At 38.7% G+C, this 20,683-nt stretch carries 17 protein-coding genes; 9 read left to right on the top strand and 8 right to left on the bottom strand.

Translation table 11 applies throughout. From position 1 onward, the window contains the following. Positions 1-2 precede the first annotated feature (2 nt). Genes DK861_RS02540 through DK861_RS02530 form a run of 3 tightly spaced genes read right to left on the bottom strand, consistent with a single transcriptional unit; the run spans position 3 to position 3,957 of the window. Positions 3-902: a DmsC/YnfH family molybdoenzyme membrane anchor subunit gene (locus DK861_RS02540; protein WP_109399165.1), complete on the bottom strand. Its 900-nt coding sequence runs from the start codon at positions 900-902 to the stop codon at positions 3-5. Continuing rightward, a complete protein-coding gene (locus DK861_RS02535; protein WP_109399164.1) occupies positions 899-1,540 on the bottom strand; it encodes a DMSO/selenate family reductase complex B subunit in 642 nt (213 codons plus the stop codon). The genes DK861_RS02540 and DK861_RS02535 overlap by 4 nt, the downstream gene beginning before the upstream one ends. Beyond that, positions 1,537-3,957 (bottom strand): DMSO/selenate family reductase complex A subunit, encoded by a 2,421-nt coding sequence (locus DK861_RS02530; protein ID WP_109399163.1) that lies wholly within the window; start codon positions 3,955-3,957, stop codon positions 1,537-1,539. The genes DK861_RS02535 and DK861_RS02530 overlap by 4 nt, the downstream gene beginning before the upstream one ends. Before the next feature lie 446 nt (positions 3,958-4,403). Between DK861_RS02530 and DK861_RS02525 the strand changes: the two genes are divergently transcribed. The 4 genes from DK861_RS02525 to DK861_RS02510 all read left to right on the top strand — a co-directional run bounded on the left by DK861_RS02525 (position 4,404) and on the right by DK861_RS02510 (position 11,209). Continuing rightward, complete coding sequence (locus DK861_RS02525; RefSeq protein ID WP_109399162.1) at positions 4,404-5,189, top strand: helix-turn-helix transcriptional regulator; 786 nt, start codon at positions 4,404-4,406, stop codon at positions 5,187-5,189. A 502-nt stretch (positions 5,190-5,691) separates the two neighbouring features. Further along, entirely contained in the window at positions 5,692-7,152 is a 1,461-nt protein-coding gene (locus tag DK861_RS02520; RefSeq protein ID WP_109399161.1) for a basic amino acid/polyamine antiporter, read from the top strand. Between the two features lie 89 nt (positions 7,153-7,241). After that, positions 7,242-9,614, top strand: coding sequence for an Orn/Lys/Arg decarboxylase N-terminal domain-containing protein (locus tag DK861_RS02515; RefSeq protein WP_109399160.1), 2,373 nt, complete (start codon positions 7,242-7,244; stop codon positions 9,612-9,614). An 83-nt stretch (positions 9,615-9,697) separates the two neighbouring features. Further along, positions 9,698-11,209: a basic amino acid/polyamine antiporter gene (locus DK861_RS02510; protein ID WP_109399159.1), complete on the top strand. Its 1,512-nt coding sequence runs from the start codon at positions 9,698-9,700 to the stop codon at positions 11,207-11,209. Between the two features lie 61 nt (positions 11,210-11,270). Here DK861_RS02510 and DK861_RS02505 read toward each other — a convergent pair whose 3' ends face one another. Continuing rightward, entirely contained in the window at positions 11,271-12,794 is a 1,524-nt protein-coding gene (locus DK861_RS02505; protein ID WP_109399158.1) for an MFS transporter, read from the bottom strand. A gap of 86 nt (positions 12,795-12,880) precedes the next feature. Here DK861_RS02505 and DK861_RS02500 point away from each other — a divergent pair, with 86 nt between their 5' ends. Next, entirely contained in the window at positions 12,881-13,435 is a 555-nt protein-coding gene (locus DK861_RS02500) for a TetR/AcrR family transcriptional regulator (RefSeq protein ID WP_109399157.1), read from the top strand. Positions 13,436-13,499: 64 nt separating this feature from the next. Here DK861_RS02500 and DK861_RS02495 read toward each other — a convergent pair whose 3' ends face one another. From DK861_RS02495 to DK861_RS02480, 4 genes are read right to left on the bottom strand one after another with little or no spacing between them, the layout of a single operon-like run. Continuing rightward, positions 13,500-14,255: an ATP-binding cassette domain-containing protein gene (locus DK861_RS02495; protein ID WP_109399156.1), complete on the bottom strand. Its 756-nt coding sequence runs from the start codon at positions 14,253-14,255 to the stop codon at positions 13,500-13,502. Position 14,256: 1 nt separating this feature from the next. Then, positions 14,257-15,264: an iron chelate uptake ABC transporter family permease subunit gene (locus tag DK861_RS02490; RefSeq protein ID WP_006534487.1), complete on the bottom strand. Its 1,008-nt coding sequence runs from the start codon at positions 15,262-15,264 to the stop codon at positions 14,257-14,259. Then, positions 15,251-16,213, bottom strand: a complete 963-nt coding sequence (locus tag DK861_RS02485) for an iron chelate uptake ABC transporter family permease subunit (RefSeq protein ID WP_109399155.1) — start codon at positions 16,211-16,213, stop codon at positions 15,251-15,253. The genes DK861_RS02490 and DK861_RS02485 overlap by 14 nt, the downstream gene beginning before the upstream one ends. Further along, a complete protein-coding gene (locus DK861_RS02480) occupies positions 16,210-17,181 on the bottom strand; it encodes a siderophore ABC transporter substrate-binding protein (RefSeq protein ID WP_109399154.1) in 972 nt (323 codons plus the stop codon). The genes DK861_RS02485 and DK861_RS02480 overlap by 4 nt, the downstream gene beginning before the upstream one ends. 452 nt (positions 17,182-17,633) lie before the next feature. Between DK861_RS02480 and DK861_RS02475 the strand changes: the two genes are divergently transcribed. The 4 genes from DK861_RS02475 to chbR all read left to right on the top strand — a co-directional run bounded on the left by DK861_RS02475 (position 17,634) and on the right by chbR (position 20,680). Then, positions 17,634-17,960 (top strand): PTS sugar transporter subunit IIB, encoded by a 327-nt coding sequence (locus DK861_RS02475; protein WP_006534491.1) that lies wholly within the window; start codon positions 17,634-17,636, stop codon positions 17,958-17,960. Between the two features lie 93 nt (positions 17,961-18,053). After that, the gene (gene chbC, locus DK861_RS02470; protein WP_006534492.1) at positions 18,054-19,412 is read left to right on the top strand and encodes a PTS N,N'-diacetylchitobiose transporter subunit IIC; all 1,359 of its coding nucleotides are present in this window, start codon (positions 18,054-18,056) and stop codon (positions 19,410-19,412) included. 61 nt (positions 19,413-19,473) lie between these two features. Further along, positions 19,474-19,821, top strand: coding sequence for a PTS N,N'-diacetylchitobiose transporter subunit IIA (chbA, locus tag DK861_RS02465; RefSeq protein ID WP_072065055.1), 348 nt, complete (start codon positions 19,474-19,476; stop codon positions 19,819-19,821). Position 19,822: 1 nt separating this feature from the next. Continuing rightward, on the top strand, positions 19,823-20,680 hold the full coding sequence (gene chbR / locus DK861_RS02460) for a transcriptional regulator ChbR (RefSeq protein WP_109399153.1): 858 nt from the start codon (positions 19,823-19,825) through the stop codon (positions 20,678-20,680). Positions 20,681-20,683: the final 3 nt, after the last annotated feature.

Genomic DNA, 20,683 nt, shown 5'->3' with positions numbered 1-20,683 from the left:
AATTAGTGAATTGAGTAGAAAACATAGCGCAACATAAAGTCAGCGATAATTGCGATAACACAGCCAAGTGCAAAAATAGACTCAGTTGATTGACCTTGATTTTTAGGGGTTAGGAATTTCACTAAACTATAGCCACAAGCTAATACTGCAAAGGTGGCTAAGATCCAACAGGCAGTCCGTAGCGAACCAATAGAGTAATACACTTGAATAGGCGATAATGGGAATGTCACCGATTTTTGGCTATAGAGTGTGCGAGTTAAATATTGCTCATAAAAAGGTTGATACAGTAATCGGCCAATTAAGCTAAATGCCATTATTCCCCATAATTGCCATTTCCAGCGTATTGGGAATGAGTCTTGTGGTATTTCAATACCTAACTTACTGCCTACGTGTTGTAATACTTTGATCAGCAAAAAGAAAATAGCGGCACCAAGTGTTAACATCGCGCCGAAGAACATGATGTAAGTGTTAGGGTCCATCCATGTCAAAATAGAGGTATGGCGATAAATCGATGCCATACAATAAATATCAAATAACCCAATCAGAATACTGCTACTTAATAACAGCATTGAGAGTTTGCGAGTGCGCCAGAGCCATAAAAAGGTTAATCCTAGGCAACCGACAAAAATAGCAGTGACGGCGACTTCACGACTTAACCAAGCAGAAAAAACATTTCTAATGGCATTAGGGGCATTTAATGGCACACCTAAGTGAGTTATTGAAGCGATAGAGCCTAAACCTGCCAATCCACAAATAACAAATAAGGCCAACAGCATAAAGCGATAGTAGCTTTCTGCATTGAGATAATGAGAAAGGCGACGAGCAAAAAGCCCTGTTGTTAGTGCAAGACCAATGGTCGCATTCATCATAAATGTGAAGATTAATAATGACCATTCATTCATTTTCTTTCTCCCTTATTATTAATTCCGTCATTGTTTGCACCCTGATGTGGGTTAATAACAAGGTTGGGATGTGTTATTTCAGGGGAAGGTAAACCCGTGACATAATCTAAATCGCCATAGCGTTCACGCAGTTCATCAATAGGGCCAAATTGGATTGCACCTAGCGGACAAGTGGCGACACAAACCGGTTGTTCACCTTTTTGCTGTAAATCGATACAAAAATCGCATTTTGACATCTGTTTGGTTTCTGGGTTCATCTGTGGCGCGCCATAAGGGCAAGACCACGCACAAGCACCACAACCGACACATTTGTCGGTATCTACCATGACAATGCCATCACCTTCACGCTTATGCATTGCTGTTGTTGGGCAGTTTTTAACACAAATCGGATCGTCACAATGGTTACAAGAGATAGATAAGGTGTAAGCAAAGACATTATTGACCAGCGCACCTTTCGAATTACGGGTATACCCCCCGCCAGTGATTTCATAGACACGGCGAAATTTGCGTCCGACATCAAGGTTGTTTTTATCTTTACAAGCAACCTGACACGCTTTGCAACCTGAACAGCGAGCGCTGTCGATATAAAATCCTAACTGTTTACTGCTCACAGCGGGATAAACGATAAATTGACTCATGCTTTTGCTACCTCGACCAATAATGTTTGGTGAGCATTGCCGTGTGCCATTGCGGTGCTACGGGATGATGTTAATACATTGGCACATCCACCTTGATCTATGCCTTTTGCATCAGGTTGCCACCAAGCTCCTGCTTGCAAGGCCACGACGCCAGGCATAATTCGTTGTGTTAATTTGACGGGCACCATCGTTACTCCACGATCGTTATACACTTTGACTTTCTCGCCCTCTTTGATGTTTCTATCTTGGGCATCTAACGGGTTTAACCAGAGTTCTTGGCGTTGTACTTCTTGTAACCAAGGGTTGGCAAACTGCGTTGAGTTTGCGCGATTACGCCCTTTCCATGTGATAAGTTGTAACGGGAATTTATCCGTTAGCGTATCTTCTGGGCCTTCAATAGCGGGTACGTAATGAGAGAGCGCCGGAATATCGACATTATTCATGTCATATAAGCGTTTAGAGAAAATCTCAATTTTGCCTGATGGTGTTGGGAATGGGTTGTTCTCGATATCTTGGATATTTTTCTCAAATGCCACATTTTGAGTATGTGGACGATGTTTTAATAGATGACGGCGTTTAACCAATAGCTCTTTAAAGGTTGGAATGCCGTCTTCAGGACGTTTAACACTGGCGTCATCGACTAAATATTCAATCCAATCGCGATCAGTCTCTTTGCCTTCGCTAAATTGTTCACCAACGCCTAATTTATCTGCAACTTCACGTAACCAATCGTAGTCAGTACGACGTTCAAATTCAGGTTCAATCACTTTTTCAGAAAGAATAATGTAGTCGCCATAACTCCATGTACCACCGATGTTCCAGCGTTCTAAGAAGCTGGTTTCAGGCAGTAAAATATCGGCATATTTTGCACTTGGTGTCAGATACAGATCGCTACAGACGATAAATTCTACCTTTGATTCATCTTCAAGGACTTTAGCAGCATGAAGAATATCGGTATTTTGGTTCGTCATGTAGTTACCCGCCATTGAGAAAATCATCTTGATTTCAGTATCAAGTTTATCGGCGTTCAGTAACCCATTTTGTGGTGTGACTAAATTTTTGTCTTCACACGCTTGCACCCAGTTGGTGATATTAATTTTCGCTTTTACTGGGTTGGTTAATAGGCTTGGCCCTGCGATGGTTTTACGCAATTCAGAGTTTAAAGCCATACCATAGCCGGCAGCCCAACCACCTCGAACCCCCACATTACCGGTGATCGTTGCAAGTAATGTTGCACCACGTGCCGTCCGTTCACCACAAATATGGCGCTGAGGCCCCCAACCTTGCATCAATGCTGCCGGTTTTGTCGATGCATATTCACGGGCTAATTGGCGGATAGTATCAGCAGGCACTTTAGTGATAGGTTCTGCCCATTCAGGTGTTTTCTTAATGCCATCTTTTTTACCCATCAAATAGGCAACTAAAGATTCATTTTTACCTACACCTTCTGGCATTTGGTGTTCATCAAAGCCAATAGTGTATTTATCGATAAATGCTTGATCGTGAAGGTTCTCACTGACGATGACATACATCATCGCATCCATCATGGCGTTATCCGTTGTTGGTAATAATGGGATCCATTGATCAGCTAAAGAAGAGGCGGTATCAGAATAACGAGGATCAACAACAATAAACTTAGTGCCATTTTTCTTCATTTTTTGGAAGAAATGGTTTGAGTGACCAAAAATCGTTTCGTTAGGGTTATGGCCCCATAAAATCACAAGAGGGGTGTTTTCTAATGTATCAAGTGTGCTACCACTAGCAGCTGTACCGTAAGTATAAGGGGTGACTGCAAGGGTATTTCCATTACTAACGGAGTGATAGTTTTCTAGAAAACCCCCTGTGATATTAAACAGGCGACGTAACATATTCGCACCCGAGAAAATACCGCCAGTCACACCTGTACTTAAGCTGACAAAGCGTGATGCGGGGCCATATTGCTGGTTAATACGCTGCATATTTTGCGCAATAAGAGTGGTCGCTTCTTCCCAAGTGATCCGTTCAAATTTGCCTTCGCCACGTTTGCCAACGCGTTTCATTGGGTATTTTAAACGGTCTGGATGATAGACAAATTTTCGATAACCGCGGCCTCGAACGCAGGCACGCATAATAGGCATCTCTTCATCTAGATCAGCATCGGGACGTGTGCTAATACGGGTGACTTTGCCATCCTTTACGTGGGCTCGAATATCACATTTACCGCCACAGTCAAAGCTACTGCAAGTTGAAACAACCCGTTCACCCTCTTCGGTCGTTATTGATTTTACTGGGATAGCGTTATCGGTTGTCGCAGCAAAGGAGTTTGATGCGAGAAAAGGAAGGGTGACTAATGCTGAGCTCGCTTGAATAAAGTGACGGCGGCTAACATCGTTGAGAATGCTCTTTGTATCACGATCGTGATCGGACTGATTGCTCATAATGAACTCTACCTTAAACATAATAGGCGGATCCCGATATACCCGATACTTGATATAAAGAATGTGCGTGATTTTTCTAGGCTATGAATAAAGGGAATGTCTGGTATCCGCTGCATTATTATTGAATGCATAGATAATTGCAGAGTGCTTGAATTAACATCTGCGAGAGGGATAGTAGTTGATTAATCTTTTGCCAACATTCTAAAACCAGACAATGACATTTGAATTTCAGCCTATTTACTAAGGGTGTTAAAAGCGCGTTTTTTGATTGTTAACAAAGTTTATTAAATAGATATCAAGAAGGTTGAAATTTCACATAAAATATCTTCATTATTTATTAATGTATATAGCGGTTTTAATTATATAACTCATTATTTGCCAGTGTGTAGAGTGCGTGAGAACTGTTATATTAAAAAGGACGAAAATAAAAAAAGGTAACCTAGACTGTGAGAAATGTACCGTTAAAAAGCGTTGATTCACTTGACCGAGATGTTATTGCGCTGGGTACAGACTATTTGCCCAATACGCTGTTAGAAACACATCAACATCGTCGAGCGCAATTTTTATACCCTGCTACGGGTTTAATTGAAGTGAGTACAGATGATGGTGAGTGGATTATTCCACCGTCTTGTGGTGTGTGGATCCCACCAGAAACTGGGCATGAAACTCGTATGTTAGATGTGAGCACTCGAAGCTTGTATATCGAGCCTTCCGCAGCACCTCGTCGTAGCAAACAATGTGAAGTTGTCAGTGTTTCTCCTCTTTTTCGCCAGTTACTGCTCGAAGCTGTAGATGTGCCCGCAGAATATGATAAAAAAGGGCGAGATGGTCTTTTAATGCAGTTAATCTTATGTGAGTTAGCAAAAGCAAAACCGTTACCGTTTTTTGCGCCTATTCCACAAGACAGTAAATTAGCTAAATTATGTCGTGATTTTATTCGTAACCCAAAAATAGATTCTTTACCGCAACAGTGGGCAGATAAATTACATAAAAGTGAGCGCTCTTTTAGCCGTTTTTTCCGCAAACAAACAGGAATGTCATTTTCACAATGGCGACAACAAGTCTGTTTATTGAATTCATTAACACAAATTTTATCTGGGCGCGGTATTACTGAAGTTGCCTTTGATTTAGGTTATAACAGCGCGGGCTCATTCTCGACAATGTTTAAAAAACAGATGGGACAATCGCCTTCTCATTTTAGTGCGGATGGGCTGAAATTGGATCGTTTTTAATATTTAATTTCAATTACTATTCCTTTTAAGATTCTTTACAATATTTTAAATAAAGAATAATTCTTTTTAAGATTTACCTTATATGTGAATTACGTATTTATTACTATCTTAATAAAAGTAAAGTATACTAAATTTATATTTAACTAGTTGATTGATATATATAAAATAACAAATACTTTTAATGTTAGTTTTATATGAATATAATTATTATCTGATGATGAAAAATATATCTTTTTACTTTTCAGGAAGATGATTGTTATATGTATAAAATTTTAAACACTTAATTTTTGATTCTTATCTATTGAAATGGATCTGTTGTTATTTATTTTCTTTAGGTGATTAAATATTAAAACCCATTAATATTTAAGTCATGTTTTTTTCATTTAGACATAATAAATTACAATTATCGTAATAGTTTAGAGTGTATGATTTTTATATTCTACTATACTCATTCATTAGCTCATCATGTTAATACAGAAGTCGTTACAATAGGGTTAAGAATATGTCAAAAGGCAATTCAAATAATAATACAGGCCAGAAGATAGGATTACTTGCGTTGATTGCCATCGTAATCAGCTCAATGATAGGTAGTGGTGTTGATGGATTACCGCAAAATATGGCGGCAACATCTGAAATTGGTCCAGTCATTATTGCTTGGCTAATTTGCGGTTTTGGTATGTATTTTATTGCCCGGATTTTTATGGTGCTTTCAGATATTCGACCTGATCTTCAATCAGGTATTTATATGTATGCTCGTGAAGGATTTGGTGCTTTTGTTGCTTTTATTGTTGCTTGGGGTTATTGGTTAATGACCATTTTTAGCAATGTTGCTTTTGCTATTATGGTGATGGATACCTTAAATTATTTCTTACCGGGTGATTTTAAAGGCGGAAATAATATTCCCTCTATTATCGGTGCTTCTATTCTTATTTGGGGATTTAATTACCTTGTTTTATCCGGCACGAAATTGGCGGGTGCGATTAATATTATTGGTACGTTTGCGAAGTTAATTCCTTTAAGTATTTTCGTGTTTATACTGGTTTACTTCTTGAATTATGAAGAGCTAACTAATAATTTTTGGGGAAATTCAGCACCTATTTCAGCTGATAATTTAGGGCCTATTCCTGCACAAATTTTAGCACCTTTAGATGTTGCTCTGTGGTGTTTTATCGGTGTCGAAGGTGCGGTTGCGCTATCTGGTCGAGCGCGCAATAAAAAAGATGTGGGCAAAGCAACATTGATAGGGTTTATTGTCTCACTGATTATTTGTATTTTTATTTCAGTATTACCTTTTGGTGTTTTACCGCAAAAAGCATTAAGCATAATACCAACACCATCAACAGCTGGAATATTAAAAACTGTTGTTGGCGATTGGGGTGAGTGGTTAATTAATATCGGCGTATTAGTGTCCGTATTAACCAGTTGGCTAGCTTGGACGATGATTTGTGCTGAAATACCTATGGTTGCGGCTCAAAATGGTACCTTTCCTAAAGCATTTTCAGTAAAAAATAAAAATGGCGCTGCCTCTACCTCTCTATGGGTGAGTAGCCTATTTATGCAATTGGTTGTCTTTGTTGTTTATTTTTCTAATGATGCTTGGCTAACAATGTTAGCTATTTCTGCATTAATGGTTCTACCTGCTTATTTGGCGACATCAGCTTATTTATTACAGCTTTGTTTGTCGGGTGACTTTTCAAAATATGCCAATAAAGGTAAGGCGTCTGCTTTAATTAGTGGATTTATTGGATTAATGTTCTGCTTGTTTATGTTTTATGCTTGTGAAATTAAATATTTAGCGATGGTGCCTATTTTACTGACATTAGGTATTCCCCTTTTTATTTGGTCGAGATATCAAGAGCAGAAGACGCTATTTAATCCAACAGAGCGTATTTTATTTGTTTTTATTATCTTACTGGACGTATTGACGATTTTTCTATATCTCAATAATTATATTGAATTTTAATTATTGCATAATTATTAATTGAAATTTTTTCAATGAAATGAATCAGATAATGGCAATATCAATCAATATTGATACCTATGGAGGTGTCTATGAAGTTTAATCATCATGTATTATTTGTCTCATCTGCGGGGCTAAAAGAAGATAGCCCTGCAAAACAAGCATTAGGATCATTAAAACATGCAATTACTGAGCGTGGTTTTATCGCTCAAATTGCAGATAATATTGATCATGGGATTAAATATATAAAAGAGAGCCCTAAATACAGTGCGGTAGGTATTTTCTGGGATAAAAACAATCCAAAAATGAATATAGAGAGTGAAGCCTTTATTTCATTATTTAGAAAAAGAAATCCAACGACACCTATTATTCTACTGTCTGAAGAGAATATTACCGATAATGTTTCTATTAATATTCTTAAAGAAGTAAGTGAATATATCTATCTCTATTCAGAAACCGCAACATTTACAGCTAATCGTATTTATACTTTAATTCATCGCTATGCAGAGAGCCTTTTACCTCCATATTTTAAAACATTAAAAGATTTCACTGAGGATGGTGATTACTATTGGGATTGCCCAGGACATATGGGCGGTATGGCTTATTTGAAACATCCTATTGGTATTGAGTTCATCAATTTCTTTGGTGAAAATATGATGCGTGCTGATATTGGTGTCGCAACGGCTGAAATGGGGGATTACCTTATTCATGCGGGACCTTCAAAAACATCAGAAGAAATAGCAGCAGAACTATTTGGCGCTGATTGGACATTTTATGGTGTTTCAGGTTCATCCGGCTCCAATCGTATTGTGGCACAAGGCGCTATTGGGGCAGACGAGATTGTTGTTGTGGATAGAAACTGCCATAAATCATTGAATCATGGCTTAACACTTTCACAAGGACGTCCAGTTTATTTAAAACCTACACGAAATGGCTACGGTTTAATTGGTCCGATCCCAACCAAACGCTTAACACAAGCCAGTATTAGCAAACTGATAAAAGAGAGTCCGCTAGCCGAAGGTGCTATCAGTCCTGAACCGACTTATGCTGTTGTGACAAACTGTACTTATGATGGTTTTTGTTACAACGTAAATGATGTGGTGAAAAATTTAGCAACCAGCGTACCTCGAATTCATTTTGACGAAGCTTGGTACGCTTATGCGCGTTTCCATCCTTTATATAAAAATCGTTTTGCGATGGATGTATCTGAAGATATTCCTAATCGTCCTACCCTTTTTGCCGTGCAATCAACACATAAAATGTTGCCATCACTCTCTATGGCATCAATGATCCACGTGAAAAAAAGCGAACGTGCGCCGTTAAATTTTGATGACTTTAATGACTCATTTATGATGCATGGCACCACTTCACCTTATTATCCTATTATTGCTTCCATTGATGTTGCAGTCGGAATGATGAAAGGGGAATCTGGTTATTCTTTAGTACAAGAATCGATAGAAGAAGCCATTGCATTTCGTAAGGCCGTCGTTTCTGTCAAACGCCAATTAAAAGAGCAAAATGGTGATTCTGATTGGTTCTTCGATGTATTACAGCCAACTCAAGTACGTGATCCGAAAACTGGCGAAAATCACAGCTTTGAGCAAGCACCTCTCGATTTGTTAAGCCAAGAGTCTGATTGTTGGACATTAAAAATCGGTGATAAATGGCATGGTTTTTCTGATGAAGATATTGCTGATACCGACAGTATGTTAGACCCTGTTAAAGTAACAATTACCTGCCCTGGTATTACTGCCGATGGTCAATATCAAAAGATGGGTATCCCAGGTTATGTCATTACTAAATTCTTGGACGATCGGCGTATTGAAATTGCAAGAACGGGGGACTATACCGTTTTAATCCTCTTTTCTGTAGGGGTAACTAAAGGTAAATGGGGAACGTTATTAGAAAGTTTACTGACCTTTAAAAAGCTCTATGATTCCGATGCGTTAGCGATAGATGCTATTCCCTCACTAAAAGAAATCTCTCCTCAATATGCAAAAATGACATTAAAACAACTCTGCCAATCTATGCATGAAAAGATGGATGAGCTTGATTTAATGAAACATATTAATGATGCAGTAAATAGTGATCCAGAACCAGTCATGTCACCAGCGGAAGCTTATCAAAAAGTCGTTCGCTATAAAGCAGAACATATCCCTTTAGATGATTTTTCAGGGCGTATTTCGGCGAGTATGTTAGTTCCTTATCCACCGGGAATTCCTGTTCTTATGCCGGGTGAACGCTTACCTAAAGGAGATCAAGGTATTATTGGTTACCTAAAAGCCTTACAAATTTTTGATAAGGCATTTCCAGGGTTTGAGCATGAAATACAAGGGATCAATGTCGATGAAAAGGGTGATTTTTGGGTAAGAGCGATTGTTGAAGATGAACGCATTGCGAAAGAATTACCTTCACATGTGAAATTCAAACGCCGTGTGTCAGCAATTAAAAAAGGCCGTCAGTAATTAATGACAACATTATGATGCGATGAAAATATCTGGCGTGGGATTAGGCGCCAGATATTATTATCTTAAGGTAAGAGGTTTTTATGGCAAACAAATCAGAAACCACATCGTCAAAGAATACGCCCCCCGCGGCGAGTGATAATGGTGCAAAGTTGGGTTTATTTGCCCTGATTGCAATTGTTGTGGGCTCTATGTTAGGCGGTGGTGTGTTTAGCTTGCCACAAAATACGGCGGCAAGTTCAGCGATAGGGCCGGTTTTGATCGCATGGATTATTGCGGGTATTGGTATTTACTTTATTGCTAATGCGTTTCGCTTATTATCTGATTTACGACCAGATCTTCAAGCTGGTGTCTATATGTACGCACAAGAAGGTTTTGGGTCTTTTATTGGATTTAATGTTGCATGGGGATATTGGTTAATGACCGCATTTGGTAATGTGGCTTTCGCTGTTATCTTGATGGATGCATTCGATCAGTTTTTCCCCGGTGTATTTACCGATGGCAATAATTTAAATTCCATTATTTGTGGTTCCATTTTAATTTGGGGCTATAACTTTTTAGTGTTATCAGGAACGAAAGTTGCGGGCTTTGTTAATACACTCGGAACCATTGCTAAATTAGTGCCATTGGTCTTATTTGTTATTATTCTGGGTGTGCTGAATGATTATTACCAATTATTTAGTAACTTCTGGGGTACATCACCACAAATTATGAGTACGGTGGATAATAAGGCAGAGCCAGTGTCATTAATGTCCCAAATACTGGCACCGATGACAGTAACCCTATGGGCATTTATTGGTGTTGAAGGCGCTGTCGTTTTATCTGGTAGAGCAAAAAATAAAAAAGATGTTGGTAAAGCAACCTTATTAGGCTTTTTATTAGCATTAATTATTTATATTTTATTATCCATCTTACCTTTTGGCATTATGCCACAACCACAACTGTCTCAATTAAGTAATCCATCAACTGCGGGTGTATTAGCCAAAGTTGTTGGTAATTGGGGGGACTGGTTAATGAATGTCGGGCTGATTATTTCGGTTTTAGCGGGATGGTTAGCATGGACAATGTTATGTGCAGAAATTCCGATGGTCGCAGGGCAAAAAGGTGCATTTCCTAAAGCCTTTGCACGCACCAATAAAAACCAAGCCGCAAATACATCTCTATGGGTGAGCAGTATTGTGATGCAAGCCGCGATGTTATTGGTTTATTTCTCAAATAATGCATGGAATACCATGTATAACATTAGCGCATTAATGGTTGTTCCCGCTTACATTACTACAACGTTATATATCACTAAGATTTGTATTAACCGCCAATATGATCAATATGCAAAAACAGGAAGAGGATTAGCCTTATTAAGTGGTGTATTAGGTGTTATTTTTTGCCTCTTTATTTTGTATGCAAGCCAAATTCAATATGTTGCATTAGTCCCAATTTTATTGACATGTGGACTGCCTGTTTTTATTTGGTCACGTAAAGAGAAACACGATAATAAACCTATTTTTCAGAAAAAAGAGACGCTTTATCTCGTTATTTTATTACTACTTGATGTGGTAGTTATCGGTTTACTGATGAAAGGAATTATCACGCTTTAATATTCTCTCATATTGCAATCAATAACCTCACGTGCCATGGTGATGCGTGAGGTTATTTATACTATTGATCTAATAGTGAATTATGGTTAATTGTTTTTTTTCTTACAGTATGACGTAAACAATAAGGCAAAAAGATTAAACTTAATGCAGTCATAATAGCCGTGGCAATTAATACAACAAAAAAGGCATTTTCAAAGGCTAAATTTGCTTGAGATATCACAAGAGAAGCCACATCATTTGGTAATTTTTCTGCCACAATAAGAGCCTCATCTAAACTGTCATAGGCTGCATCATTGATAGCTAATGAGTCAGGTAGTACGAGTTTTAAGGTGTACACTGTACTCATCAAACTGCCCATAAATGTCACTCCAATCACGCTCCCTAGCTCATAAGCCACATCTTCAATGGAGGCCGCCATTCCTGCTTGTTTATCAGCAACACTTAACATAATGGATGTCGATGCGGTGGTAAAAATAATACCTAAACCAAAGCCGATTAAAAATAAGCTACCAATTAACACCATGGGTGATGTTGTTTGATAAACAGCAATTAACCACAGATTTCCTATCAAAGTAAGCATAAATCCGGCAATAATTAAGCGAATTTCTCCTAGTCGTGTTAAAAAATAGCCCGCTAAAGGGGATGCCAACACAGAGCCGATTGGAATAGGTAAGATCACTAATGCTGCATTTAAAGGGGTAAAACCCGCAACAAGCTGTAAACGCTGGCTAAGTAGTAATTCAATGCCCACAATGATCACCATAGAAAGCACCGCCATTAAAATCCCGATACTAAAAAAGCGGTTTTTAAATAACCCAAAATCAATCATCGGGTGAGTTTGTTTACGTTGGCGCAAGGTAAATAGTGTGAGAAAAATTACTGCAATTACACCTGTAATAGTGACTTCATTCCATTGTGTATAAGGTTTTCCTAGTTCTTTTAAAGAATAAATAGTGCTGATTAAACCTACTAGGATCAGTATTGAGCTTAAATAATCAATTTTATAGTTACCATGTCCAGCAAACTTAGGAATAAGCCAAATCGAAAATGGTAATACCAAAAGCACAATAGGGACGTTAATTAAGAAGACAGAGCCCCACCAAAAATGTTCAAGCAACATCCCACCAATTAAAGGCCCTAAAGCCGCACCGCCAGAAGCAACCGCAGACCAAATGCCAATCGCAATAGCGCGTTCTTGCGAGTCGCTAAAGACTTGGCGCACTATTGACAGAGTAGCTGGCATACTCATTGCGGCTCCAACTGCTAAAAAACCACGAGAGGCAATTAAGGTCGTTGCGGTGGGTGAAAATGCGGCACACAAAGAAGCGAGAGCGAATAGCGGTAACCCACAAATAAAGAGTGTTTTATGGCCGATCCTGTCTGTGAGCATACCCGCTGCAGGTAGTAATCCAGCAACAATTAACGGGTAAGCATTCATTATCCATAATTTTTCTGATGCACTGGCGTTTAAATCATGAGTTAAACGTGGCAATGCGGTATAAAGCACTGTGACATCAACAACAATGAGAAACAGCATACTCGATACCAAAAGTAGTACTATCCAACGTTTATAATCTTTTATCATAGAAATCTCAGTTATTTTTATGTGTATTATTTTTACTAACGGCTACAATATAAATCCATACGGTCGTATTGAAAAGAGGTTTTTTTATGGGACGGCAAAGAACGATTGATAGAGAAAAATTATTAGAAGCGATCTTCGATATCGTTATGGAACAAGGTGCTGCCGCACTGACGATTGATACTGTTGCAAAAAAAATGGGGATCTCTAAAGGGGGTGTTCAATACTGTTTTAGCAGTAAAGAGGCGATGATTGATGCCATGTTTGAACACTGGGAAGGTCACTATGAAGCGCAGTTTAAAAAGGGTGTTGAAAACGATAACTCGCCAGAAAATCGTGTTGCTGCACATATTCATGCGACCCATAATCATGACAAAGTCGCTTTTGCCAAAGGTGCGAGTTTGATGGCGGCATTGTTGCAGACGCCTGAGTATTTACAAAGTACCAAAGAGTGGTATCAACAGCGATTGGCGGGATTAGATACAACAACGGAGGTTGGAAAACGTGCACGATTGGCATTTTTAGCGACAGAAGGCACCTTTTTATTGCGTTATTTTGGACTAATGGATATTGATGATAACGAATGGCAATCTATCTTTGAAGATATTGATTCAGAGTTGCTTGAACAAGAGAAAAAACAATAAAAAAGCATGTTGCTAATAATAAAAACAACATGCTTTTTATTGAAGATAATATGACTAAATGGAATTAGTAATACATAGCAATAAGTTTATTATCGAGCTCTTTAACGTCAACGGGGGTATCGAAAATATCCTCGATAATATCGGCTTTCATGATCTCTTTTGGTGAGCCATGATAATACAGCTGTCCATTACGCATGGCTAAAATATAGTCTGAATAGACTGAAGCAAAATTAATATCATGAATAACGATAATAATGGTTTTTCCTAATTCATCTGCAGCTTTTCGCAGAAGTTTCATCATTATTACCGCATGTTTCATATCAAGATTATTCAGTGGCTCATCAAGCATGACATATTCTGTATCTTGGCATAGCACCATCGCAACATAGGTACGTTGACGTTGTCCGCCTGATAACTCATCTAGATAGCGATGACGAAATTCAGTTAGATTTAAAAAAGCTAATGACTCATCAATGACTTTTTTATCATCGAGTGTTAACCGCCCTTTGCTGTAAGGATAACGCCCAAAGCCAACTAATTCTTCTACGGTTAAACGGCTGACGAACTGGTTTTCTTGGCGCAGTATTGAGAGGTTTTTTGCCAGCACATCACTATCTGTTGCCGCAACATCCATACCATTAACACTGACCATGCCGCTTTCAGGAAGCAATAAACGCCCAATAACAGAAAGTAGTGTGGATTTACCCGCGCCATTAGGACCAATGATCGAAGTAATACCGCCACGTTGAATGGTTGTTGTAATATTATCGAGAACGGTTATATCTTGATAATGCTTTGATATCTTATTGATTTCAATCATATTAAAGTCTTCTTAACACCAAATAGATAAAGAACATCCCACCAACGAACTCAATCACAACAGAAAGTGTTCCTGTCATTTTTAAGCCATATTCTAAAACCAGTTGCCCACCGATTAAGGCAATAGTACCTAGTAGGAAGGCAACAGGCATTAAGAAACGGTGTTGGCTACTGCCACTGATATGGTAAGCAAGGTTAGCGACAATTAAACCTAAGAAGGTTAACGGGCCGACTAAAGCGGTCGAAACAGCCACTAAGACAGAAATGAGTAACAGAATATAAGTGGTCTGTTTGCGGTAATTAATGCCAAGGTTAATCGCATTTGCTTGGCCTAATGCCATTACATCAAAGCTATAACGCATACGCCAAAGTAAAACACCGACGACAACGATAATGGCTAAAGCGCAAAAGATAAGATCAGGGGTTGCACGGGTGAAGGTGGCAAACATGCGACCTTGTAAAATGGAGAACTCATTAGGATCCATCAAACGTTGTAATAGTGTGGCTGAACTACGAAATAACGTACCTAAGATAATCCCAATCATCAGGACTAAATTGATGTTAAAACGTACCGAGCTAAACAACCAACGATAAAGTACAACCGAAAATAGCACCAACAATGTTGATTCTAAAAAGAATTTTGATAAGTTCAACATCCATGACGCAGGCATATCGCCTTCAAAAAAGACAAACACGGTTTGTAGCAATACAAACAGAGCTTCTAACCCCATAAGTGATGGTGTCAAAATACGGTTATTGGCAATAGTTTGGAACAATATTGTTGAAACACCCGCGGCAAAAGCCACCACAATCATGGTGAGAATAATGTAAGCACGATGAGTCAAAATATAAGAGATATTACCGTTTAGGTTTATCGTCATAAATAACACAATAGATAATAACGATACCCCTAATAATAACCAGATACGTGACATGGGCGAAAGGCGCGTTTTCTTATGTTCGGCAGCGCCAGTACATTTGCTAATTATGGATGAATTAACTTTTTGCATAACGTTGCTGCTTTAGTAGTAAAAAAAGGAAAATAACGGCACCCACAGCACCTAAAATAACACTGGCAGGAATTTCAAATGGGTAGCGAATAAGTCGGCCAATGACATCACATAATAAAACAATCGCACCACCACTTAAGCAAACCCAAGGGATGGTTTTGCGGATATTATCCCCCATCACTAAGCTCACCAGATTGGGCACAATTAAACCAAGGAAAGGCAATGCACCAACAACAGACACCACAACACCACTAATCAGTGCAATAATCGATAATCCTATTATCATCACTTTGCGGTAATTCAGCCCCACGTTAATGGAGAACTCTCGTCCCATTCCGGCAACAGTAAAACTATCTGCAACCCAACACGCCATGATTGCTAGAGCCCCAACAAGCCATAACAGCTCATAACGGCCTTGTAGCACACTTGAGAAATCACCACTTGTCCATGCATCTAATGATTGCAGTAAATCGAAATACACCGCTAAGAAGATGGTGAGTGCACCAATAACCGCACTAAGCATAATGCCAACCAAAGGCACTATCAGTGTTGTTTTTAAGGTGATCTTTTGCAGCAGCAACATAAACAACAATGTACCAAGAAGGGCAAAAACAGTTGCGACCATCATTTTGGTGAAGATGCCTGCCGCTGGAAAGAGCAGCATGACGACTAATAATCCAAGACTTGCAGATTGCGTTGTTCCAGCAAGAGACGGTTCGACAAAGCGGTTTTGGGTGAGTAGTTGCATAATCAATCCTGCAACACTAATGGCACCACCGGCGAGTAATAATGATAGCGTTCTTGGAACACGGCTGATAAAGAAGATATCGCGCATATCGGGATCAGTAAAAAGCGAAGCAGGAGTAATATCTCCTGCGCCGATGAATAGACTGATCATTGAGAGGATAGCGATACCCCCTATCCCCAATGATAAATGGAACGTTTTCATTCAGTTACTTTATTTTTTTGATCCAAGGCCTGATTAATTGTATCCATTAAACGAGAGTAAGTTTGGATCCCGCCAGAGATATAAATGGAACTTGCATCAAGATAGATAACTTGGTCTTTGTTCCAAGCATTTACTTTTCTAACTAGTGCATTATCAAGAACTTGTTGAGCTGGTTGTGAATCTTCACGACCAATGGCTGCATCACGGTCAATGACAAACAGCCAATCTGGGTTAAGTTTTAACAGTAATTCAGAGTTGACGATGTTGCCGTGTGAACCTGGGCTATCAAAAACATAAGCGGGTTCAAAACCTAATACGTCATAGATAAAGCCAAAGCGAGAGCTTGGGCCATAAGCCGAAATTTTACCGCCACTGACTAAAACCACCATTGCTTTACCTGCGTCTGGTGTTTTGGCTTTTACGGTATCAATTTTGCTATTGAAATCAGCCAGTAATTTTTTAGCTTGTTCTTCTTTGCCAAAAATTTGACCTAATGTTGTGGTGCGTTCAGCAAGGCTTTCAACGAAACGCTTCGGATCGATATCCATTGAAATCACAGGTGCAATTTCACTTAATTTTGCATATGCATCACGAGCACGGCTACCACTTAAAATTAAATCAGGCGCTGTTGTGCTGAGCTTTTCATAGTTTGGCTCGAATAAAGCACCTTCATTGATATAGTCATTCGGATTGGTGTATTTCTCTAAGAATTTTGGTAAATGAACATTCGTTTGTGGAAGACCAACAATAGAAACACCTAATGCATCAATAATATCAAGGGTTTCCATATTCATCACAACCACTTTTTGCGGGTGTGCAGGGATTTCAGTTGTCCCTTGGAAATGTTCAATCGTGAGAGTTTGTTTCTCCGCTGATTGTGCTGTTGATGCGTCTTGAGCGTTATCACAACCTGCGATAACAAGTGAAGAAAGCAGTAAAAACAGTGGGCTTAATGACTTTTTAAACATTCTCTTTCCCATATTGTTGCAACACGAAATAACACGGATCTTTACAGCAGTGGCTTAAATGTCGATCCACAAAGAAGGCGATAATACCATCAAAAACATAAAGAGTAATGATACTAATTCACATTCTCATAATAATAAAGGATTAACTTGACTAAAATGGCGAAATTTTGTGAGAGATCATTAAAGGAAAATAAAGAACAAATTTTGTGACGTGAAAGAACTCTTAAGATTATTTGCTCAATTTGTGAAGAGCGTCAAAAGAGTAGGTCAAGGAGAGACAATTCCGAACCACTAAGAAATATCGTTAGCCAGTATCATTGCGTATACTTCATTCAAGCAGAAACAATCCTTATTTTAATCTTACTTCGGTTTCTGTACTGACACAGTAATGAATGCACAAGAGAAAGCCTTGTTATCTCTAGGGTAAATCGTTGCCAACTCAAGAGGGTTTTATGCAAAAGAAATATATTTACTTATTTTGTTCTGCTGGCATGTCAACATCTCTTCTCGTGACCAAAATGCGAGCACAAGCAGAAAAATATCAAGTGCCTGTGGTTATTGAAGCATTTCCTGAAACCTTAGCGGCACAAAAAGGACAGGATGCGGATCTAATTTTACTTGGTCCACAAATTAGTTGGATGTTGCCTGATATCCAAAAATTACTCCCGAATAAACCGGTCGAAGTGATCGACTCTCTGTTATATGGAAAAGTAGATGGCTTAGGCGTGTTAAAAGCCGCTGTCGCCTCTATTAAAAAAGCATCTGCAACAACAAATTAATTTTATTTTTTTATTATTTAATTTTTTATTCCAGTCAAAGAGCGAATTTTTCAGCAAGCCGAGTAATTAGCGGCATTTTAAGGGTATTTTTCTATGAGTAAGTTCATTGGTTCACTTGAAAAGGTACTCCTTCCTTTTGCGGTTAAAATTGGAAAGCAACCTCACGTTAATGCGATTAAAAATGGTTTTATTCGTTTAATGCCGTTAACCCTTGCAGGGGCAATGTTTGTACTTATCAATAACGTCTTTCTTAGTTTTGGTGAGGGCTCCTTTTTTTATTCTTTAGGTATCCGCCTTGATGCATCAACAATAGAAACACTCAATAGTTTTAAAGCCATTGGGGGGAATGTCTATAACGGAACATTGGGTATCATGTCATTAATGACACCCTTTTTTATCGGTATGGGATTAGCCGAAGAGCGAAAGGTCGATCCTATCGCCGCGGGGTTACTCTCTATCGCTGCGTTTATGACTGTCACACCTTATAATGCTGGGGGAGCGTATGCTGTTGGCGCCAACTGGTTAGGGGGCGCAAATGTTATTTCAGGTATTATTATCGGTCTTGTTGTGGCTGAAATGTTTACCTTTATTGTGCGTCGTAATTGGGTGATCCGCTTACCTGATAGCGTACCAGTTTCTGTTTCACGTTCATTCTCGGCCTTAATCCCTGGTTTTATTATCTTATCTGTTATGGGAATTGTTTCGTGGGGATTAGGACATTATGAGACACATTTCCACCAAGTTATTTTGGACTCTATCTCAACGCCTTTAGCCTCGTTAGGCTCTGTAGTGGGTTGGGCGTATGTTATCTTCACATCATTGTTATGGTTCTTTGGTATTCATGGTTCACTAGCGCTGACAGCGCTTGATAGTGGCATTATGACACCATGGGCATTAGAGAATATTGCGATTTATACAGAGTACGGTTCTGTTGAAGCCGCATTAGCGGCAGGTAAGACATTCCATCTCTGGGCCAAACCGATGTTAGACTCCTTTATCTTCTTAGGGGGTACGGGGGCAACGCTGGGGCTGATTCTGGCTATCTTTATCGCATCTCGTCGCGCCGATCATCGCCAAGTGGCAAAACTGGCATTACCAGCAGGTTTATTCCAAATTAATGAACCGATTATTTTTGGTTTGCCTATTATCATGAACCCAGTGATGTTTATTCCCTTTATTCTTATTCAGCCTATTCTTGCCGCAATTACTGTGACGGCTTATTACTTAGGGATAATCCCACCGGTAACAAATATAGCGCCATGGACGATGCCAACAGGATTAGGTGCATTCTTTAACACTAACGGCAGTATTGCAGCACTGTTATTAGCGCTGTTTAACTTGGGTGTAGCAACACTGATTTATCTTCCTTTCGTGATTATTTCAAATAAAGCTCAAACTGAAATTGAAAAAGAAGAAAGTGAAGAAGATATTGCTAATGCGTTGAAATTTTAAGTGATAGAAAACACAAGTGCAGAGGTTTCTCTGCACTTGCCAGTGTCAAAGAGGAAATATGATGTTAGATATTGAAAATGTCGTTGATAGCAGTGCAACCGATGATGAATTTGAAGAGATCATTATGGGGCTTATCATTAACTCAGGCCAAGCTCGTAGTGTGGCTTATGGCGCATTAAAAAAAGCCAAAGAAGGCGATTTTGAAGGCGCTAGAAAGTTAATGGAACAATCTCGCGAAGCATTAAATGAAGCACATAAAATACAGACTCGTTTAATTGGTGATGATCAAGGTGTAGGAAAAACGAAAGTCAGTTTAGTATTAGTTCACGCGCAAGATCATTTAATGACATCAATGTTAGCCAGAGAATTAGTAACAGAATTAATCGAGTTACATGAGAAGATAAAATAAGATGAATATTGTGGTGGAGTCATTGAGAGCACCAAGCGAAATACGCATGGTCTATGAAGATCAGCTATTTAATGGCAAAAACTTTCATGTCTTTATTTATAATAAAACAGAAAGTGTCAGTGGACTGCATCAACATGATTATTATGAATTCACCATTGTTTTAACAGGGCGTTATTATCAAGAGATTAATGGTAAGAAGGTGTTATTAGAGCGGGGAGATTTTGTTTTTATCCCTATAGGCTCTCATCATCAAAGTTTCTATGATTTTGGTGCAACACGTATTTTAAATGTGGGAATTAGTAAGGCCTTTTTTGATAAACATTACTTCTCGTTATTGCCTGCTTATTTTATCGCTTCACAAGTTTATGAATTAAAAAATGAGTTTCTCTCCTATATTGAATCTGTTATTGGCTCTTTGAATTTTCGCCATACGGAATTTAATGAATTTATTGAAATTGTCACCTTTAATGTGGTGAACAGATTACGACACCATCGAGATAATCGTATTGAAGATGATATTCCTTTATGGCTAAGAGATACCGTAAGCGAGATGCATGACAAACAAAAATTTGGTGAAAATGCATTGGTTAATATGGTGAGGTTATCAGGGAAATCACAAGAATATTTAACCCGAGCAACTCGGCGTTATTACGATAAAACACCAATGCAAATTATTCATGATATTCGAATTAATTTTGCGAAAAAGCAATTGGAAATTACAAACTATTCGATAACAGATATTGCCTTTGATGCGGGTTACAGTAGTCCTAGTTTATTTATTAAGACATTTAAGAAAATAACTTCGCTAACCCCAAATAGTTATCGAAAAAATTTATGTAGTATTAAAGAAACAAACTAATTC

This window comes from Proteus sp. TJ1640, from assembly GCF_003144445.1.
Classification (GTDB): Bacteria; Pseudomonadota; Gammaproteobacteria; order Enterobacterales; family Enterobacteriaceae; genus Proteus; species Proteus penneri.
The sequence above is the reverse complement of the archived record's forward strand: the minus strand, read 5'-3'. Positions and strand labels throughout refer to the sequence as shown.